We start from the raw sequence: 19,029 nt of genomic DNA, 5'->3' as shown, positions 1-19,029 counted from the left end.
CTACGCTCAACAACCGACCCTGACAACGGCCGGGGTCACAGACAGCTGAGTCTCCGGACTTGCCGGGGCGGTTCAGACCCCCAACGAGGTCATTGATGGGTCCGGCGCCCAGGCCAAGGGTGCGGCGGACACTCGTCGCAATCTCTTCGGGGGTCACGTACTCGTCGGGAGTGGGTGCCTCGCGGGGCAGCGTTGAAGGCGCGGTCGCGACGAGGTCGAGCAGTGCTTCCGCGTGCACGCGGGCCAGGGTCAGCCGTGCACGGGCCTGCTTGGCTTGGCCGACGGTGGTGTTGGCGCGCTTGCGGTGGAACACGCACGCGGTTGGCGCCAGCGAGGAACCGGCGCGGTGAGCGAGCAGTTCAGGAGCGCACTCTAGGACCCGCGCCACCTGGAGCAGTCGCTCCCCGGTCAGCGGAACCTGATCGGCTTCGGCCTTGCTCAAGGCCGCCTGCGAGAGCCCTGCTTCCTTGGCGAGGGCGGCCTGCACAAGCCCACGGTCAAGGCGGACAGCCTCCAGCGCCGGCCCGGCGCTCGTAAGCTCGTCCACCACATCGTCAGGCTAACCCATCGCGCTGACGAATGCGCGGATTATTCGCGGGTAGATTCGCTGACGAGGCCGCGGCCTGTCAAAGTCCATCGGCAAGGCCGGCCTGCTCGGCATGGACACGGCCCGCCAGGGGACCTTTCACCGAGGACCCACTGGAGGCCACCGCACTGCTCCACGCGGCAATCGTCGACCGGGGCCTGGCGGCGCCTACCCATGCCTCAGCCTGCGTCAGAGGTGCCGGCGGCATACGGTGGGACACCGCCGCTGACCGCGGCGAGCGGCCTCACGCGGTGATGGCGAGGTGGCCGGGCGCGGTGACGTCGACTGTCAGCACGCTGGGCAGCCGGTCCAGCCGGAGGGTCACGAGCTCCAGCTGGTGCGACGAGGCAGCCAGGTCCACGGTGACCGTCCACCGGCCCTGGTGGGCCTCCTCGGCTTCCAGGCGCGTGAAGGCGTGGTTGCGCCCGGTCAACATGGTGATAACGCGCTGCAGTCCAAGGGCGTCGGTGACGACGACGCGCACCTTGGCCGCGGTGGTGACGAGATCGTGGTGGGTGGCCATGCGTGCCTCCGGGCCTGATGACCCTGGTCAGCGGGAGAAAGACCTCGACCAACGTGCTCCCGGACCCACCGGCGCGAGAGTCAGTCGCCGGCGAGCCCGCACAGAATCACGAGTCCAGCCACGCCAGGGAGGCTACCCGGCGCCTCCCGGCGGACGAGGGTGCCCCGCTTATCTGGCCAGACCCGCTCCGAACGCCCGGGGCCGGTCGCAGCCCGCCTCGCCGTCTCATCGACGGATGAGCCCGCTGGCGGTGGCGGTGGCCACGGCAGCGGTCCGTGAGTCGACGCCGAGCTTGGCGTAGATGTGCACGAGATGGGATTTCACGGTGGCCTGGCTGAGGAACAATCGCTCGCTGATCTGCTGATTCGACAACCCTTCGGCCACCAGTTGCAGAACCTCGATCTCACGGAGACTGAGCATCACGGCCGGCCTCCGCACACGGTCCATCAGCCGCTGCGCGATCTCCGGGGCAAGCGCGGACTTCCCTGCGGCCGCCGTTCTCACCGCGTCGGCGAGCTCGTCGGGCGGGGTGTCCTTCAGCAGGTAGCCCGTGGCGCCGGCCTCGATCGCGGCGAGGATGTCCACGTCGGTGTCGTAGGTGGTCAGGACCAGCACCCGGGGCGCGCCGGGGCGAGCGGTGATGACGGCGGTGGCCTGCGAGCCGCCCATGCCGCTGCCGAACTGCAGGTCCATGAGCACGACGTCGACGTCCAGCTCGGCTGCGAGCTCGACGGCCCGCTCAGCGGTGGGCGCCTCGGCCACCACCTCGAAGTCCGGCTCGCCCTCCAGGACCGCGCGCAGGCCGGCTCGGACGACGGGGTGGTCGTCGGCGAGCAGCAGCCGGACGGGGACGGAGGTCATGCCGACACTTCCGCCACGGTGTCCACAGGGACCGGGAGGGTGGCCGCGACCGCCGTGCCCTTGCCGGGCGCGGACTCCACGATGAGTGTGCCCTGGAGGGCGCGGGCGCGGGCGCGCATGGCAGCCAGGCCGAATCCGGTCCCGTCCGCCCCCTGGCCAGGCGGTGCGACGAGATCGGGCTCGAACCCGGTGCCGTCGTCGACGATGTCGAGGGCGACGTCGGTGCCCATGTAGCTCAGCGTCAGCTCGATGCGCGACGCGTGCCCGTGCTGGACGGCGTTGGCCAGCGCCGCCTGGGCGATGCGCAGCAGCGCGGTCTCCTGGGCCGCAGGCAGCTCGATCGGCGCACCGGAGATGGAGGCGTGCACGGCCAGTCCGGAGGTCTTGACGGTGGTGGCGCACAGCTGCTTGAGCGCGGTGGGCAGCGAGCCGGCCACCTCCAGTCCCGGCGGGGTCCAGTCCCGGACGAAGCGCCGCGCCTCGGCGAGGTTGTCGACGGCGGCCTGACAGGCCTGCCGGACGTGGTCGAGGGCGTTGTCCGGTCGGTCGGGGAGGGCACGTTCTGCGGCGCGGAGCAGTAGCTGGATGCTGGAGAGGCCCTGGGCGAGGGTGTCGTGGATCTCGCGGGCGAGCCGCTCGCGTTCTGCCAGGACCCCACCCGTGTGCTCGGCGGCGGCCAGGTCGGCGCGGGCGGCGGTGAGTTCGTCGATCAGCCGCCGGCGCGCCTCGCTCTCCCGGTACAGGGCCTGGTAGCCGAGCACGGTGGCCACCGCGACGGCCGCACCCAGGACCGGGCCGAGGACCATCGGCGCGGTGAGGCCGTCCCGGTGCCAGGCGAACCCGGCAATCGCCGCGGCGGTCGTGGTCGCGACGGCGGTCAGCCCCCAGCGCATGGGCAGAAGGTGGAGCTGGACGAAGAACAGCGGAAAGGCCAGCCAGATGCCGTCCGGCGTCCAATACAGAAGCACCAACCAGCTGACGCCCAACGCCGTCAGCCAGGCGGCCGCCGCCGTCGGTGAACGGCGCACCCGCGGCAGCACCGGCCCGATGGCGTAGATCAGGCCCACTGCGACCGCCGCGGCGAGCACCGCACCGGCATGCGGGGCGTCCTCGGCCACGGCCCGTGCGGCGGCCAGTGCCAGCAGCCCGACCACCAGCAGGTGAAGGCAGGCGCGCAGCACCGGCTGCACCGGCACGGCGGAAGGAGGAGACATGGCAGCTCCAGGCTAGGCGGCCACGCCGACGCCGCATCCATCGAAAGGTGGAGAAGGCCGTGCACCTCCTGGCCAGGCCGGAACAGTCTCCCGCGCGATGCCCAGGACCCGCTCCCGCCGCGAGGCTGGATCCAGTCGCCGGGCACGTCGTCCGGCACGTGCAGCGAGGAGAGCCGAACCCGTGTTCGTCGCCTGGAGAGACCTCCGGTTCGCCAAGGGACGCTTCGTCCTCATGGGCGCCGTGGTCGTGCTCATCACGGTGCTGGTCGGGCTGGTGTCCGGCTTGACCGCCGGCCTGGCCAGGGCCAACACCTCGGCCATCACCGACCTGCCCGCCGACCACCTCGCGTTCGCCGCGCCCGCTGACGGGGAGGGCATCTCGTTCACCGTCTCCAGCGTGGACGCCGGCACGTGGACCGCGTGGGAGCGGGTGCCGGGTGTCACGAGCGCCGAGCCGCTGGGCATTCTCACCACCCGCGCGCAGACCGACGGGCGGACGGCGAGCGTGTCCGCATTCGGGGTGGAGCCCGGCTCCGGCCTGGCCCCGTCCGGCGGGCAGGTCCGGGACGGCGCGGTCGTGCTGTCCACCGCCGCCGCGGACGAGCTCGAGGCCCGGATCGGGGGCACCGTCACGGTGGCTGGCCAGGAACTGCTGGTCGCCGACAACGCCGGGGACGCCTCCTACAGCCACACCCCGGTCATGTGGATGAGCCTGGACGACTTCCAGGCGCTGACCGGCAGCACCGGCGGCGCCGTCCGCGCCACCGTCGTCGCGCTGACCACCACCTCCGATGCCGACCTGGCCGCCGCCGACACCGAGCTGGGTACGACGACGGTCAGCCGCGACGACGCCCTGTCCGCGATCGGCTCGTTCACGTCGGAGAACGGCTCCCTGCAGCTGATGCGCGGATTCCTGTTCGCGATCTCCGCCCTGGTGATCGGGGCGTTCTTCACCGTCTGGACGATCCAGCGCAGCGGCGACATCGCCGTCCTCAAGGCACTGGGCGCGTCCACCGGCTACCTGCTGCGCGACGCGCTCGGCCAAGCCGTGGCGCTGCTCGCGCTCGGCACCGTCGCCGGCACCGCGATCGCGGTCGCCGCCGGTGCCGCCCTCGGCAACGCTGTGCCGTTCGCCCTCGACCTCGCCACGGTCGCGGTGCCGGCGCTGGTCATGATCGCGCTCGGCGTCGCCGGTGCGGCACTCTCCATCCGCCGGATCACCTCCGTCGACCCGCTGACCGCCCTGGGAAGTGCCCGATGAGCCTGCACCTGACCGATGTCACCCTGACCTACCCCGACGGCGGAACTCGCCTCACAGCCCTGGACGACGTCAGCCTGGACGTGCCGGCCGGCACCATAACCGCCCTCGTCGGCCCGTCCGGCTCCGGCAAGTCCAGCCTGCTGGCCGTCGCAGCCACGCTCATCAGCCCCGACACCGGGCAGGTGGTCATCGCCGGCACCGACACCACCGGGATGAGCCGCAACCGGCTGACCGAGTTGCGCCGCACGCGGATCGGCATGGTCTTCCAGCAGCCCAACCTGCTGCCGTCGCTCACCGCCGCCGAGCAGCTCCAGGTGATGGCCCACCTCGACGGCCGCTCCCCGCGGGCCGCACGGGGCCACGCGATGAAGCTCCTCGAGGCCGTCGGGCTCACCGGGCAGGCCGACCGCCGGCCGCACCAGCTCTCCGGCGGCCAGCGGCAGCGCATCAACATCGCCCGCGCGCTCATGAACGAGCCGGCCGTGCTGCTGGTCGACGAACCCACCAGCGCGCTGGACCACGAACGCGGCGCCGCAATCCTGGACCTCATCACCACCCTCACCCACCGGCAGGGGGCCGCCACCGTCCTGGTCACTCACGACCGCACCCACCTGACCGCTGTCGACCAGGTCGTCGAGATCCACGACGGACGCCTGCGCAGCCCCGTTACGGCCGGGCACCGCTGAGGGCCACTACCCCCTCCGCAGTGGCCAGCAGCGACGAGGCGATGCCCCGGGATCGCGAGGCAGTAGGGGTGTCCCAGGTGGGGGAAGACATCCGAGACTCCCTCCTCCTCGGCCGGCGTCATCGGAGTGGCGCAGACCGTGGTCCGGCGAAGATGTGGAGGAGCTCGTTCGTCGGATCGCGGGTAAGGCACGCGGAAGGCACGACGGCCACCTCATGAGGCGCTGACCAGCGGATTCACGGCTGGAGTCACCCAGCCTTCCAAGCTGGCCATGCCGGTTCGATCCCGGTCACCCGCTCCACACGTTGGGGCCCACGCCTTCCAGCTACCGGTGATCAGGCCAACTGCCTGTGCCGGACCTCCGCTGGTGCAGCGAAGTTGATCTGAGCGAAGAGTCGCTGCCGATATCGTCCGCCCATGGCTTCGTCGTTATCGGTCGGCCTCATCGAGCGGCGTTGGCCGCGGCTGTACCACCTGACCGAGGTCGGGTCCTGGCCGTCAATCGAGCGCCACGGGCTCTTGTCGACTGCATCCCTTCTCGAGCTGTACGGGATCGTCGGGCTGGAACGCGAGCGCCTCTTGTGCCAACGCCGGCCAGAGATGAAGCAACTTGAGCGCGCGGGCGTCGGAATCGCCTGGATACGCGACAACAAGCCCATGAACGAGACAGTGCTGCGCCGGACGCTGGTCGGCATGGAGGTGGCTGAGTACTACCGAGCACTGAACCAGCGTGTGTTCTTCTTCCTCGAGGAACCGCCACTGCTCAAACTCAGAAGCGCACCCCCCTACCGGGACCGGGCGCACGACATGCTCGTCCTGGACACCGCGGCGCTCCTGTCGCGGTATGGCCACACCGTCGAGCTGTCGCCCTACAACAGCGGCGCCGTCCATCCGGGCGCCAAGGTTCCGCGTGGACCGAGGCCATTTCTGCCAATCGGCGAGTACCCGTGGGAGGAGCGTCGAAATAGGCGACCTCCCATCGCCGAACTGACCGTTCCAGCAGGGGTTCAGGACGTGAGGAGTCTGCTGATCGAACGCATGACCTTGCAGCCACAGGCCGGCGTCGTCTAGAGCCGTGACGGTCGCGATGCAAGCAACGCTCGCGCGCCGAGCACACGATCCGCGGCGAGACGCAGCCGCGCTTGGATTCCGGCAGTACCACTCGGCCCCGTGATCATCCGGCCTGCGCGGCGGCGACGGCTTCGTCCGTCAGTGCGGCATGCGGATGATCGGCTTCACGACCGCACCGCTGTGCGAGGCCTCGACGGCGTCCGCGATGTCCTCCAGCGGGAAGTACTGCACCAGCCGGTCGAACGGGAACCGGCCCTGCACGTGCAGGTCCATCAGGGACGAGATCAAGGCCTGACCATGGCCGCTCCCACCCAGCGTGCCGCGGATGGTCTTGCCCCACAGCGTGCTCAGGTGGTCGGCGCTGAACTCCGCCCCCGCCGGTGCGCCGCCGATCAGCAGCGCGGTCCCGAGCATGCCGACCGAGTCGATCGCCTGCCGGAGCACGGCCGGAACGCCGGTGCAGTCCAGGGCGGCGTCGGCGGGGCCGCCGCAGATGTCGGTGACCGCCTCGACCGCGTCGGTGTCCGTGGCGTCGATCGTGTGGGTGGCGCCGAGGTCGGTGGCCAGCCGCAGCCGGGCCGCGTGCCGGTCCACGGCGATGATGGTCGTGGCCGGCGAGCACCGGGCGGCCATCACCGCGGCCAGCCCCACCGTCCCGGCGCCGTAGACGACGATCGAGGACCCCGGTTCGGGGCGCAGGGTGTTGAAGACGGCGCCCGCACCGGTGGCCAGCCCGCAGGCCAGCGGACCCATGAGCTCGACCGGCAGCCCCTCCGGGACGGGCACGAGCGACGACGCCGAGGTCATCGCGTACGTCGCGAAGGACGACTGGCCGAAGAAGTGGCTGGCCACGGTCCCGCCGTCCGGGGTCCGCAGCGCCGAGCCCCGACCGCCCGGGCGCTGGCCCCCGCCGACGAGCTCACCGAGCCTCAGGCAGTACCGCGGCTCGCCGGCCTGGCAGTTGCGGCACTCTCCGCAGTACGGCCAGCCCAGCACCACGTCCTGGCCCTCGCGGACGTCGGTGACGCCCTCACCGACGGCGACCACCGTGCCGGCGCCCTCGTGGCCGAGCACGCCCGGCAGCGGGAACGGCAGATCGCCGTCGCGGGCGATCCCGTCGGTGTGGCAGTAGCCGGTCGCGGCCACCTTGACCAGCACGTCCCCGGGACCCGGATCCTCCAGCTCGAGGGGCCGGACGACGAACGGCCCGTGCAGCTCTTCGACGACTGCGGCAGTGATCTCCACGAGTGACTCCCGGTCGAGTGGCGGGTCGACTCGTCCGCCGGCCCTCGCGACCCATCATGGGGCAGCGCCGACGACGACGCGCCCGATACCAGCGTCGGGTGGATCCGCAGCAGCCTGCGGATCCACCCGACGGACGTCAGCCGGCCGCGCGGTGGAGCACGGTGACGAGTGCGTCCCTGAGCCAGTCGGAGGCCTGCTGCGGCGAGGCCGGCGAGGACAGATGGCGGGCAGCCACGACCATGTCCGGGCGCACCAGCAGCGCACCGCCGTCCTCGATCTCGCGCAGCTCGGCCCAGGTGCCGTACGGGTCCTCGTAGTCCTGACCCGGGCCGATCGGGACCGGCGTGATGGCCACTCCGAGCTCGGCACCCAGCGCCTGCGCGGCCTCCAGCCACGCCTCCCCGCCGATGCCGGTGACGAGTGCGAACCGCCCCCGGCCCACCAGGTCGAGGGTGGACACCCGGTGCCCACCGCGGGTCACCCACGTGTGCGGGATCTTGGCTCCGGGCCAGGTCGTGGGCTGGGCGTACAACTCCGGATCGCGCCGGAAGCCGGGCATCGGCGTCCCGTCGGGCACGACCGCGGCCGACGCGTACCGGTGGTTGTGCTCGACGCCGTGGGCGTCGAACTCGTAGGCCTTGTAGGCGATCGCCTCGCGCAGCGCCGCCCGCACCTTCTCCCCCTCGGGCCCCGGCGCCTTGCGCAGCGCGAGCTGGGCCTCGAGCTTCGCGACGTCGGTGGTGTCGGTCAGGTCGAGCGCGGTGATGATCTTCCCGGTGTCCGCGATGCTCTGGTTGGCCCGTTCGACGATCTGGCGTGCGACGGGCGCCCGCTCGGCGTCGTAGGACTCCAGCAGCGCCGGCGACGCCGCGCCGGAGAGCACGTGGGCGAGCTTCCAGGCCAGGTTGTAGGAGTCCTGGATCGAGGTGTTGGAGCCCAGCCCGTTCGTCGGCGGGTGGCGGTGGATCGCGTCGCCGGCGCAGAAGACCCGCCCCCGGGCGATCGTCGTCGCGAAGTGGTGGTTGACCGTCCACGGCGAGCGGGACTTCACCCGCATCTCGAAGTCATCGGTCCCGACGAGCGCGACCGCCAGCTCCCGGACGACCTCGTCGGTGAGGTCGGGCGGCCCGGCGGCGACCTCGTAGCCCCACATGAGCATCCACTCGGTCCAGGGCTTGATCATGCGCAGCACGCCCAGCCCGACGCCCTCCTTCTCCGCACCCGGCTGCAGCATCCAGTAGAGGACCGCGGGCCGGTGGGCGACGAAGCGGGAGAGGTCGGCCTCGAAGACGATGCTCAGCGCTCCCGCGACGGCGCCAGGCCCCTCGAAGGGCAGGTCCAGGTCTGCGGCCACCCTGCTGCGCGCGCCGTCGGCACCGATCAGGTACTTCGACCGGACGACGTACTCGCCGCCGGTCAGCCGGTCGCGGACGGTGGTGCTGACCCCGTCGTCGTCCTGCACGTGGGTGACGTACTCGGCGTCGAACCGGACGCGGGCCCCGCGCTCCTGCGCGGCCTGGATCAGGACGGGCTCGGTGATCGTCTGCGGCGCGTCGAGCATCGTGCACGGGCTCTGCAGCTCGTAGTCGGCGTGCCGGACGGTGTCGGTGCCCCAGGAGGGGATCCGGCCCAGCTCCTCACCGGCCAGGCTCGTGCAGAAGGTCGTGTTCCCCATGTACTCCCAGGGGGTGGCCTCGCGCATGAGCCGGTCCTCCAGGCCCATGTCCCGCATCGTCTCCATGGTGCGCTGATTGGTGATGTGCGCCCGGGGGGTGTCGGACAACCGGGAGTACTTCGTGATCAGGAGCGCCGAGACCCCGTAGGTGGCCAGGAAGAGCACCGCAGAGGCGCCGGCCGGCCCGGACCCCACGACGAGGACGTCGGTGGTGACGGCGGGCGGGGCGGAGGCACTCGTCGGCGGGGGCGAAACGGTCATGGCGTCCTCTCGTGGGGCCAGCAGGCTTCCGCGCAGGTAGTTGAGGAATTGACTACCGATGCCGCGAATGTGTCAAGGGCCACACGGCGTGGCGCGACCGACTTCTGGTCCGTCGACGGGATGCCCGCCGGTCCGCGGCCTCCCGCTTCGGCCCTCGGCAGCCACCTCTACGGTCAGCCGAATGAGCGCGCCCGATCCCCTCGCCGGCTACGGGGATGCGTCCCAGCCCGCCTGGGACAAGGAGATCGACCACCTGGACCGGCACTGCCGGGCGTTCATCGCGATCTCCCCCTGGCTGACCCTGGGAACCGCCGACGCCGACGGCTTTCCCGACGTCTCCCCCCGTGGCGGCGAGCCGGGCTTCGTGAAGGTCCTCGACGACTCCCGGCTGGTCCTCCCCGACCGCCCCGGCAACAACCGCGTCGACAGCCTGCGCAACGTCGCGGCCAACCCGCGGGTGGCGCTGATGTTCGTGGTGCCCGGGATCAACGAGACGCTGCGCGTGTTCGGCACGGCCTCGCTCGTCCCCGCCGCCGCCGTCGACGTCGACCTGACCGAGTTCGGCCGGCCACCCCGCTCGGCGCTCGTCGTGCAGGTCCAGAGGGCTTACTTCCAGTGCGCCCGCTCGCTGATGCGCTCGGGCCTGTGGCAGCCGGAGCAGTGGCCGGGCCGCGGCGACGTCGCGCCGATGGGCGTGGTGTTCCGCGACCACTGCAAGCTGCCGGCCCCGCTGCCGCCGGACGACGTCCTGCACGCCGATCTGGCGCAGAACCTCTGACCGCGGCGCCGCCGGTCAGCCGGCGGCGGCCGCTGTCGCCGGCGCCATGTGGTGGCGCCCGATCGGCAGCATGAGCGGCCGGCCCGACGTCGGGTCGACGATGACCCGACTGTCCAGGCCGAACACCGCGCGGATGCACTCCTCGGTGAGCACGTCGGCCGGCTCGCCCGCGGCGTGCACGCGTCCGGCGGCCAGCGCAACGAGGTGGTCGGCGTAGCGCGCGGCCATGTTGAGGTCGTGCAGGACCATGACGACGGTCGTGCCGCGGGCCCGGTTGAGGTCGGTGAGCAGGTCCAGCACCTCGATCTGGTGGCTGACGTCGAGGAAGGTCGTCGGCTCGTCGAGCAGCAGCAGGTCGGTCTGCTGGGCCAGCGCCATGGCGATCCAGACCCGCTGGCGCTGCCCCCCGGAGAGCTCGTCCACCGAGCGGTCGACCAGCTCGGTGGTCTGCGTCGCCTCCAGGGCCGCCGCGACGGCGACGTCGTCCTCCGTCCGCCACCGCGTGAAGACTCCCTGGTGCGGGTGCCGGCCACGGCCGACGAGGTCGGCGACGGTGATGCCCTCCGGCGCGATCGGCGACTGCGGGAGCAGGCCGAGGGTCCGGGCCAGCTCCTTGGCCGGGAAGCGGTGCACCGCCTTGCCGTCGAGCAGGACATGGCCGTCGCGCGGCGACAGCAGCCGCGACATCGAGCGCAGCAGGGTGGACTTGCCGCAGGCGTTGGCGCCGACGATCGCGGTGATCCGCCCCGGCGGGACGACGAGGTCGAGGTCCTCGATCACGGTGCGCTCGCCGTACCCGAGGCTCAGCCCCTCGGCGACGAGGGAGTGGGTGGCGCTCACAGTGTTCTCCGTTCGCTCCCGCGAGGCGCTCCGCTCCTCGCTCGCTGGCGCTCGCTGCGATGCTCACGCCTCTGTCCGCTCACAACGAACCTCCGACGCGGTTGGTCCGGACGATCAGGTAGATCAGGTACGGCGCGCCCAGCACCCCGGTGACGACGCCGACCGGGAAGCGGGTCTCCAGCGCGAACTGGCCGACGAGGTCGGCCAGCAGCACCAGCAGCGATCCCACCAGCGCGGCCGGAACCAGGAGCGAGCCGTTCGGGCCGACGACGCGCGCCGCGATCGGACCGGCGAGGAACGACACGAAGGCGATCGGGCCGCACGCGGCGGTGGCGAAGGCGATGAGGCCGACCGCCGCCACGATGGCGACGATGCGGGTCCGCTCGACGCGAACGCCGAGCGCCGACGCGGCGTCGTCCCCCAGCTGCAGCGCCGACAGCTCCCGCGTCCGGCTCAGCAGGACCGGCCCCAGCACGACCAGCGCGACCAGCGCCGGGACCGTGACTCCCCAGGTGGTGCCGTTGAGGCTGCCGGTCAGCCAGCGCAGTGCCTCGGCGTAGTCCCAGGCGCCGGCCTTCGACAGCACGTAGTTCGTGGCGCTGGTGGACATGGCGGCGACGCCGATGCCGATGAGGATCAGCCGGGTGCCCGCGACCCCGTTCTTGAACGCCAGCCCGTAGATCAGCAGCGCCACGCCCAGCGCGGCCACGATCGCGGTCATGGACACCGCGGTGCCCGACCACCCCAGGACGACGATCGCGAACGCCGCGGCGGCGCTGGCGCCGGTGCTGATGCCGATGACGTCCGGACTGGCCAGCGGGTTGCGCAGCATGGTCTGGAAGGTGACGCCGGCCAGGCCGAAGCTCAGGCCGGCCACCACGGCGAGCACCGCCCGGGGCAGCCGCAGCCGGCCGACCGTGAAGGAGGCGCCGGGCACGTCCTGGCCGGCCACGACCCGCAGCACGTCGCCGGGCGGGTAGAAGGTCCGCCCGACCATCAGCGACGCCGCGAACGCGGCGAGGACGAGGACGGCGAGCACCACGACGACGACCCGCCGGCGGGAGGCGCGGCGGGTCCGCCCGCGGGCGACGGCGTCGACGGTCGACGGGGCCGGAGCGAGGGTGGTGCTCACAGCTCCCGCACCTTCTGCCGGCGGACGATGGCGATGAAGAACGGGGCGCCGATGAGCGCGGTGAGGATGCCGACGTCGAGCTCGGCCGGGCGGGCGATGATGCGGCCGACGACGTCGGAGGCGGTCAGCAGGCAGGCCCCGGTGAGCGCCGAGAACGGCAGCAGCCAACGGTGGTCCACGCCGACCAGCAGCCGGCACAGGTGCGGGACGACGAGCCCCACGAACCAGATCGGCCCGGCGACGGCGGTGGCCGCGCCGCAGAGCAGCACCGAGCCGAAGGCGGCCACGCCGCGCACCAGCGCCACGCGCTCCCCCAGACCGGCCGCGAGCTCGTCGCCCAGCGCCAGGGAGTTCAGGCTTCGCGCGGACAGCAGGCTGAGCGCCAGGCCGGCGGCCAGGAAGGGCAGCACCGGGGTGATGGTGGCGAACGTCGCGCCGCCCACCCCGCCGACCTGCCACGACTGGACGCTCTCGGTGATGTCGCCCCGGGGCAGGGCGATGGCGGTGATGAACGACGTGAGGGCCGCCGACGTCGCCGCGCCGGCCAGCGCCAGCTTCAGCGGCGTCGCCCCGCCGCGACCCAGCGAGCCGACGGCGTAGACGAAGACCGCCGCCACCGCGGCGCCCGCGACCGCCGTCCAGATCCGGCTGGTCGCGGTGAACAGCCCGAACCAGGCGAAGCCGGCGACGACGAAGAGCGACGCACCCATGTTGATGCCCAGGACGCCGGGGTCGGCCAGCGGATTGCGGGTCACCCCCTGCATCACCGCGCCGGCGAGCCCGAGCGCCGCCCCGACGAGGACGGCGAGCACCGTCCGCGGGATCCGCTTGGTCACCGCCGCCTCGGCGATGGAGTCCGAGGACCCACCGAGGGCGGCGACGATGTCGGACCAGCCGACGTCCCGCGAGCCCACTGCCACCGAGGCCGCCGCGATCAGGACGAGGACGGCGACGACGACCAGCAGCCAGAGGACGCGCGCCGACCCCGGGCGCCGCACGACGGCGGCACCCGGGGTCGGCGCCGGGGAGAGTGCGGTCACTGCCCCTTGTCAGCTGCCTCGGCGAGCATCGCGACGTAGTCCTCGAGCACCCACGAGATCGCCAGCGGCGTCGGGTTCGCCGCCGTGCCCAGCGGGGTGGAGGGCAGCAGGACCAGCGCGCCGTTGCGGACGGCGGGGATCTGGGAGAGCAGCGGGTCGGCGTTCAGCGCGTCGACCAGCTCCTGGTCGCCGTAGGTCACGATGACGTCGACGTCATTGAATGCGTCGACCTGCTCGGCGCTGACCGTGCCGGAGAACTGCTCGGGGTCGCTGGAGGCCTTCTCGACGCTGGCCGGCGTGGTCAGCCCGAGGTCGGTGAAGAAGGCGCTGCGGGTGTCGAACGGCGTGTAGAAGCTGACCTCGCTGAGGTCGGTCGTGTCCACGTGCGTCATGAACATGGCCGACGTGCCCTCGAGCTGCGGGTGCTCGGCGACGGCGTCGGCGATGTCCTGCTCGATGGTCGCGACGAGCTCCTCGCCCTCGGCCGCCATGCCCATGCCCGCGGCGTTGACCTCGATGACCTCGCGCCACGGCGTCGCCCACGGCGCCTGCGGGTAGGCCACGACCGGCGCGATCTCGCTGAGCGTGTCGTAGTCCTCCTGGGTCAGGCCCGAGTACCCGGCGAGGATCACGTCGGGGTCGGTGTCGGCGACCGCCTCGAAGTCGATGCCGTCGGTCTCGTCGAACAGCACGGGGGTCTCGGCGTCGAGCTCCTCGAGCCGCTCCTTCACCCAGGGCAGCAGGCCGTCGCCGTCGTCGTCACCGAAGTTGGCCGCGGCCATGCCCACCGGCACGACGCCGAGCGCCAGCGGCACCTCGTGGTTGGCCCACGCCACCGTCGCGACCCGCTCGGGCTTCTCCGGGATGACGGTCTCGCCGAGGGCGTGCTCGATCGTGATCGGGGCGAACTCCCCCGAGCCGTCGGCCTGGGCCTCGGCGTCGGAGGAGGAGCAGGCGGCGAGTCCACCCGTCAGCAGAACCGCTGCGGAGAGGGCGGCCAGCGTCGATGCGCGGGACATGGGGTCCTTCCAGTCGTCGGAGCTGCGCCGACGGACCGAACCCCGGAGGATGCCCGCCGTCGCCGGAGCGAAGCGAGGGAAGGCTAGCCTAACCAAACCGGAGGGCTCAATGGGGTCCTCCGCGGCGGCCACGTGACGGCCGCCCGGCGGTCACCGCGGGCGGGACGGCGTGGCCGAGGACTCGGCCTCCGGGGCCGCACCGGCCGGGGCCGGCACCGTCACGTCGTCGAGGAAGCAGTAGGCCCAGCTCTCCCCCGGCTCGGCCGACGCGACCAGCGGGTGGTCGTCGGCGGCGGCGTGCGCGCGGGCGTGCCGGCGCTCGGAGGAGTCGCAGCAGCCGACGTAGCCGCAGCTCAGGCAGGTGCGCAGGTGCACCCACTCGGTGCCCTCCTGGAGGCAGCCGACGCAGCCGGACGCCAGGGGCAGCACCGGCACCGACGCCGCCCCGTGCCCGCACCCGCTCTCCTCCGGCCAGACGTAGCGGACGACCCGGGCGGTGTCGACGACCGCCCGGCCCCGGCTCGGAGAAGCCACCGGATGACCCAGCTCGCCGAGCACCGAGCGCAGCAGCGCCTGCCCGGAGAGCCGGTCCCGGTCGAGGATGTGGTCGGCGCCGGCGTCCGCCAGCTCGGCGACGTCGACGGTGCCCAGCGGGCGGGCCAGGATCGGGGCGTCGGTGACCGCCCGGACCGCCGCGACGACCCGCACCGCCTGCTCGGGGTCGTCCTCGGCGACCACGACGAGGCGGACGTCGGGGACTCCCGCCGTCCGCAGGATCTCCCCCTTCGTCGGGTCGCCGCGCACCACCCGGTGCCCGGCGGACTCCGCCTGCGCCGCCCCGTCGGGATTGAGCATGGTCATCACGACGTCGACCCCGCGACCGCGCAGGGCCGCGGCGACCTCCAGCGCCGTCGGTCCCCAGCCGATGATCGCGACGTGCCCGCTCGGCGTGCTCGCGCCGTGCCCGGTGCCGGCACCGGCCGGGCCGGAGGCGGTGCGCGACCGGTCGAGGCGCGCCCCGGCGGCGGCCAGCTGCGGGGTGAGCAGCATGAGCAGGACCGTCGTGGCGACGACCACCTGCTGGCCGTCACCGAGGCCCAGCGGGGCCAGCCCGGCGGCGGTGCCCACGGTGAGCAGCACGAAGGAGAACTCCCCCACCTGCGCGAGCAGCAGCCCGGTGGCGACCGCCGTGCGGACCGGGATGCGGACGGCGGTGGCGGCGAGCGCGGTGGTCAGGGTCTTGACCAGCAGCACCACCGCCGCGGTGCCCAGCACCAGCGGCAGGTTCGCGAGCGTGAAGCCAAGGTCCAGCAGCATGCCGACGGAGACGAAGAAGACCGCGCTGAACACGATCTGCAGCGGCAGCACCTCGGCGAACGCCTGGCTGCTGGCCCGGCTCTCGCTGACCACCAGCCCGGCCAGGAACGCGCCGAGGGACACGCTCACCCCGGCGAGCGCGGTCAGGTAGGCGGTGCCGAAGCAGACGGCGACGATCGCGAGGAGAAAGACCTCCGGGGAGCACGTCCGCGCCACGACGTCCAGCACCGTGGGCATCACCCGCCGGGCGAACACCAGGACGACGGCGATCACGGCCACCGCGGTGAGCAGTGCCCAGAGCAGCGAGCCGCCGCCGGAGCCCTCACCGTCGCCACCGGCGCCGAGCAGCGGGACGACCAGCACCATGGCGACCACGCCCAGGTCCTGGGCGATCAGCACGGCCAGCGCCAGGCGGCCCCGCACGGCGGAGGTCTCCCGCCGCTCGCCCAACAGTTTCAGCACGATGGCCGTGGACGACAGCGCGAGCAGGAACCCGGTGAACAGGCCGTCGCGCCAGCCGCCGCCCAGCGCCAGGGTGAGCCCCAGCCCGGCACCGGTCGCGAGCGCCAGTTGCAGGCCACCGGCGACGGCGATCCAGGTCCAGACCCGGGCCAGCCGCTCCAGGGAGAACTCGATCCCGATGGTGAACAGCAGCAGGATGACGCCGATGTCCGCGGCCGCCTCGACCGCCTCGCCGTTCTCGACGATGCCCAGCTGCGCCGGGCCGATCAGGACGCCGGCCACCAGGAAGCCCACGATCGGGACCACCCGGGCCCGTGCGGACAGGTAACCGATGACCGCGGCGGCCACGACCAGGGCCGCCGTCGGAGCCAGGTAGCCCGGCACCTCGCCGGCTGCGATCACGAGCTCTGCCTCGGGCGCCATGCCGACATTCTGCGCGACGCGGCGAGCGGGAATCCCGCATCGCTCCCGACGTTGGACAGCGGGGAGCAGCCGGAACGCCGTCTGCAGGTGGCGAGGAGGAACGTGCATGGCCGCGCCGCCGACCACCGGCACCGGGCTGCGCATGGGCACGCCGCAGGCGCGCTGGGTGCTGCTCGCGACGGTGCTCGGCTCCGGTGTGGCCATGCTGGACGCGACTGTCGTCAACGTCGCCCTCGAGCGGATCGGCGCCGACCTCGGCGCGGACTTCGCCGGGCTGCAGTGGACGGTCAACGCCTACACGCTCACGCTCGCCGCGCTGATCCTGCTCGGTGGATCGCTCAGCGACCGCTACGGGCGCCGCCGGATCTTCGTCGTCGGGGTCGTCTGGTTCGCCCTCGCCTCGCTGCTGTGCGGTCTGGCTCCCGACATCGGCACCCTCGTCGCCGCCCGCGCCCTCCAGGGGGTCGGCGGGGCACTGCTGACGCCGGGCAGCCTGGCCATCATCTCGGCGTCCTTCTCCGGGCCGGACCGCGCCGCTGCGGTCGGCGCCTGGTCGGGGTTGTCCGGCGTGGCCGGTGCGATCGGGCCGTTCGTCGGCGGCTGGCTGGTCGAGTGGAGCTGGCGGGCTGTCTTCCTGATCAACGTGCCGCTGGCCGTGCTGGTCGTCGCCGTCGCGGCCCGGCACGTCCCGGAGTCGCGCGACCCGGAGGCCGCTCCCCGGCTGGACTGGATCGGCACCGCGTTGGTCGCCGCCGGTCTGGGCGCGCTCACCTACGCGCTGACCGCGGCCGGGGACCAGGGCGCCGGGCCGGCGGTGTGGCTGGGTGCCGGGGCGGGTGCGCTCGCCCTCGTGGCGTTCGTCGTCGTCGAGCGCCGGTCGCGGCACCCGCTGGTGCCGCCGGCGCTGTTCGCCGACCGGCAGTTCAACGCCGCCAACGCCACCACCCTGTTCGTCTACGCCGCTCTCGGCGCGCTCTTCGTGCTGCTGGTGCTGCACCTGCAGGTGGTCTCGGGGTTCAGCCCGCTGCTGGCCGGCACCGCGCTGCTGCCGGTGACGGTGCTGATGCTGCTGTTCTCGGCGCGGGTCGGGGCACTGGCCCAGCGGATCGGACCGCGGGCCCTGCTCACCGCGGGACCCCTGGTGTCTGCCGGCGGCGTGCTGCTGATGCTCCAGATCGGCCCGGACGCCTCCTACCTGGGCGACGTGCTGCCCGCGGTCGCTCTCTTCGGCGCCGGCCTCACGCTGCTGGTCGCGCCGCTGACCGCCACCGTGCTCGACTCCGCCGCGGACCGCTTCGCCGGCGTCGCCTCCGGGGTGAACAACGCCGTGGCCCGGGCGGCCGGTCTGCTGGCGGTCGCCGTCGTGCCCGTCGCTGCCGGGCTGGGTGGGGCCGACTACACCGACCCGACGGCGTTCGCCGCCGGCTTCCGCACCGCGACGCTGATCATGGCCGGCCTGCTGGTCGCGGGGGCGCTGGTCTCGGTGGCCTTCGTCCGGCGTCCGCTGGGCGACGCGCCGCCGGAGCCGCCGATGCCGAGGCCGGACCCGGTCGAGGCCTCCCCAGCGGCCGACCACTGATCTCGTGCTCGCCGGCCGGTCCCGCCACCGGTGGGGAACCGCCGCTGCCGACGCTCAGGCTCTGCTCCCCCGGGGGAGCAGAGCCTGAGCGTCGTGGGTGGTCCACGCCGAGCGGCTCCGTCCCGGGGCGCTCCCGGAGGACGGCGGAGTGGTCAGCGCCTCGGGCTGACGGCGGAGCGGACCGCCGCGCGGACACCCCAGCCGGTGACGGCGTCGGCCGCCCGGCGCCACAGCGGTTGCCCCTGGTGCTCCAGGCGGGCCAGACGGGCCTCGAGGTCGGCCACGCGCGCGGCCTCCGGGCTCACGATCCGCGGGCGGACGGCCATCGCGGCGAGGCCGTCGGACAGTCCCGCGACCACCCCGGCGGCGTCCTCGGGCGACAGCCGAGCCGTGCCCACGCAGGTCTCCCCGCGCCACAGGCTGAGGTTGACCAGCCCCTTCTCGACGTGGGTCGAGACCCGGATCGACCGTCCCTCACCGCGGGCGTCCTCCGCCCAGTGCCCGTGCGCGGGCAGCGCCATGACCGTCATCGACCAAGGTTGGCCGCGCTACGGCCCGGGGTCAAGCGGAACCGGAACGCGTCGTACTCGCCGACGCCCCGGCGCCTACAGCGACGCCGGCGGCCCAGGCCGCCGGGTCCGCTCGCACGCCGCCGTTCCTCGGGCGGCCCCCTGCCGTGTGCCTGCTCGGAGGCCCGCGAGACGTCAGGCGCCGGTCCGGTGCCGCAGTTAGCCTGCGACGGTGGACGGGGCGAGGGGTCTGGCCGGGGACGAGTCGAACATCAGACAGCTCGTGCAGGAGATCCGCGACCACCCAGAGCTGAAGCGCATCGTCGTCGCCGACCTGCAGTCTCTGACCGCCCCGTCGGACGACGACCTCTTCCTCGCCGACTGGGTCCTGTTGGTCCTGCAGGTCCCCGTCGGTGTCCTCACCGTGACCCTCGCGCGGGAGCTGGAACAGCTCATCGAGAAGGCGCGTGATCGCGGCCCCATCGAGGAGCGACCCGCTACGCCGCCCCTTCGTCCGGAGCACCCGGACGAAGGGGAGCCATGAGCGG

Annotated in this window: 18 protein-coding genes; 6 read left to right on the top strand and 12 right to left on the bottom strand. The window is 73.0% G+C overall.

All coding sequences use genetic code 11. The features are described 5' to 3' along the window. The 4 genes from GCU60_RS16030 to GCU60_RS16015 form a co-directional block, all read right to left on the bottom strand. Window positions 1–547: helix-turn-helix domain-containing protein (locus tag GCU60_RS16030; RefSeq protein WP_163207029.1), on the bottom strand; the 547-nt coding region annotated here is incomplete at its 3' end. 283 nt (window positions 548–830) lie between these two features. Then, window positions 831–1,109, bottom strand: coding sequence for a hypothetical protein (locus GCU60_RS16025; RefSeq protein WP_163207027.1), 279 nt, complete (start codon window positions 1,107–1,109; stop codon window positions 831–833). A gap of 225 nt (window positions 1,110–1,334) precedes the next feature. Further along, entirely contained in the window at window positions 1,335–1,970 is a 636-nt protein-coding gene (locus GCU60_RS16020; RefSeq protein WP_163207025.1) for a response regulator, read from the bottom strand. Then, window positions 1,967–3,184, bottom strand: coding sequence for a sensor histidine kinase (locus GCU60_RS16015; protein ID WP_163207023.1), 1,218 nt, complete (start codon window positions 3,182–3,184; stop codon window positions 1,967–1,969). The genes GCU60_RS16020 and GCU60_RS16015 overlap by 4 nt, the downstream gene beginning before the upstream one ends. 181 nt (window positions 3,185–3,365) lie before the next feature. On the opposite strand from GCU60_RS16015, the gene GCU60_RS21685 reads away from it, so the two are divergent. The 3 genes from GCU60_RS21685 to GCU60_RS16000 all read left to right on the top strand — a co-directional run bounded on the left by GCU60_RS21685 (window position 3,366) and on the right by GCU60_RS16000 (window position 6,201). Next, window positions 3,366–4,445, top strand: a complete 1,080-nt coding sequence (locus GCU60_RS21685; protein WP_163207020.1) for an FtsX-like permease family protein — start codon at window positions 3,366–3,368, stop codon at window positions 4,443–4,445. Further along, window positions 4,442–5,131: an ABC transporter ATP-binding protein gene (locus tag GCU60_RS16005; RefSeq protein WP_163207018.1), complete on the top strand. Its 690-nt coding sequence runs from the start codon at window positions 4,442–4,444 to the stop codon at window positions 5,129–5,131. Before GCU60_RS21685 ends, GCU60_RS16005 begins: the two co-directional genes overlap by 4 nt. Before the next feature lie 416 nt (window positions 5,132–5,547). After that, on the top strand, window positions 5,548–6,201 hold the full coding sequence (locus tag GCU60_RS16000) for a DUF7002 family protein (protein WP_163207016.1): 654 nt from the start codon (window positions 5,548–5,550) through the stop codon (window positions 6,199–6,201). 138 nt (window positions 6,202–6,339) lie between these two features. On the opposite strand, the gene GCU60_RS15995 is transcribed toward GCU60_RS16000, so the two are convergent. Both GCU60_RS15995 and GCU60_RS15990 read right to left on the bottom strand, forming a co-directional pair. Then, window positions 6,340–7,446 (bottom strand): alcohol dehydrogenase catalytic domain-containing protein, encoded by a 1,107-nt coding sequence (locus GCU60_RS15995; protein ID WP_163207014.1) that lies wholly within the window; start codon window positions 7,444–7,446, stop codon window positions 6,340–6,342. A gap of 136 nt (window positions 7,447–7,582) precedes the next feature. Continuing rightward, entirely contained in the window at window positions 7,583–9,382 is a 1,800-nt protein-coding gene (locus tag GCU60_RS15990) for an FAD-dependent oxidoreductase (protein WP_163207012.1), read from the bottom strand. A 181-nt stretch (window positions 9,383–9,563) separates the two neighbouring features. Here GCU60_RS15990 and GCU60_RS15985 point away from each other — a divergent pair, with 181 nt between their 5' ends. Continuing rightward, the gene (locus GCU60_RS15985) at window positions 9,564–10,160 is read left to right on the top strand and encodes an MSMEG_1061 family FMN-dependent PPOX-type flavoprotein (RefSeq protein ID WP_163207010.1); all 597 of its coding nucleotides are present in this window, start codon (window positions 9,564–9,566) and stop codon (window positions 10,158–10,160) included. 15 nt (window positions 10,161–10,175) lie between these two features. Here the strand turns inward: GCU60_RS15985 and GCU60_RS15980 are convergent, their stop codons facing one another. From GCU60_RS15980 to GCU60_RS15960, 5 genes are all read right to left on the bottom strand, one after another. Further along, on the bottom strand, window positions 10,176–11,000 hold the full coding sequence (locus GCU60_RS15980; protein ID WP_163207008.1) for an ATP-binding cassette domain-containing protein: 825 nt from the start codon (window positions 10,998–11,000) through the stop codon (window positions 10,176–10,178). A 79-nt stretch (window positions 11,001–11,079) separates the two neighbouring features. Further along, window positions 11,080–12,132, bottom strand: coding sequence for an iron chelate uptake ABC transporter family permease subunit (locus tag GCU60_RS15975; RefSeq protein ID WP_163207006.1), 1,053 nt, complete (start codon window positions 12,130–12,132; stop codon window positions 11,080–11,082). Continuing rightward, window positions 12,129–13,172, bottom strand: coding sequence for an iron chelate uptake ABC transporter family permease subunit (locus GCU60_RS15970; protein WP_163207004.1), 1,044 nt, complete (start codon window positions 13,170–13,172; stop codon window positions 12,129–12,131). Before GCU60_RS15970 ends, GCU60_RS15975 begins: the two co-directional genes overlap by 4 nt. Then, the gene (locus GCU60_RS15965) at window positions 13,169–14,191 is read right to left on the bottom strand and encodes an iron-siderophore ABC transporter substrate-binding protein (protein ID WP_163207002.1); all 1,023 of its coding nucleotides are present in this window, start codon (window positions 14,189–14,191) and stop codon (window positions 13,169–13,171) included. Before GCU60_RS15965 ends, GCU60_RS15970 begins: the two co-directional genes overlap by 4 nt. A 150-nt stretch (window positions 14,192–14,341) precedes the next feature. After that, window positions 14,342–16,393 carry a cation:proton antiporter gene (locus GCU60_RS15960; RefSeq protein WP_163207000.1) on the bottom strand — a complete coding sequence of 684 codons (2,052 nt, stop codon included), beginning with the start codon at window positions 16,391–16,393 and terminating at the stop codon, window positions 14,342–14,344. A 106-nt stretch (window positions 16,394–16,499) separates the two neighbouring features. On the opposite strand from GCU60_RS15960, the gene GCU60_RS15955 reads away from it, so the two are divergent. Continuing rightward, window positions 16,500–17,972: an MFS transporter gene (locus GCU60_RS15955; RefSeq protein WP_163206998.1), complete on the top strand. Its 1,473-nt coding sequence runs from the start codon at window positions 16,500–16,502 to the stop codon at window positions 17,970–17,972. 152 nt (window positions 17,973–18,124) lie between these two features. On the opposite strand, the gene GCU60_RS15950 is transcribed toward GCU60_RS15955, so the two are convergent. Then, a complete protein-coding gene (locus tag GCU60_RS15950; protein WP_163206996.1) occupies window positions 18,125–18,502 on the bottom strand; it encodes a hypothetical protein in 378 nt (125 codons plus the stop codon). A 211-nt stretch (window positions 18,503–18,713) separates the two neighbouring features. Here GCU60_RS15950 and GCU60_RS15945 point away from each other — a divergent pair, with 211 nt between their 5' ends. Continuing rightward, complete coding sequence (locus GCU60_RS15945) at window positions 18,714–19,025, top strand: hypothetical protein (protein ID WP_163206994.1); 312 nt, start codon at window positions 18,714–18,716, stop codon at window positions 19,023–19,025. Window positions 19,026–19,029 lie beyond the last annotated feature (4 nt).

Source organism: Blastococcus saxobsidens (assembly GCF_010682065.1).
Taxonomy (GTDB): Bacteria; Actinomycetota; Actinomycetes; order Mycobacteriales; family Geodermatophilaceae; genus Blastococcus; species Blastococcus saxobsidens_B.
The sequence above is the reverse complement of the archived record's forward strand: the minus strand, read 5'-3'. Positions and strand labels throughout refer to the sequence as shown.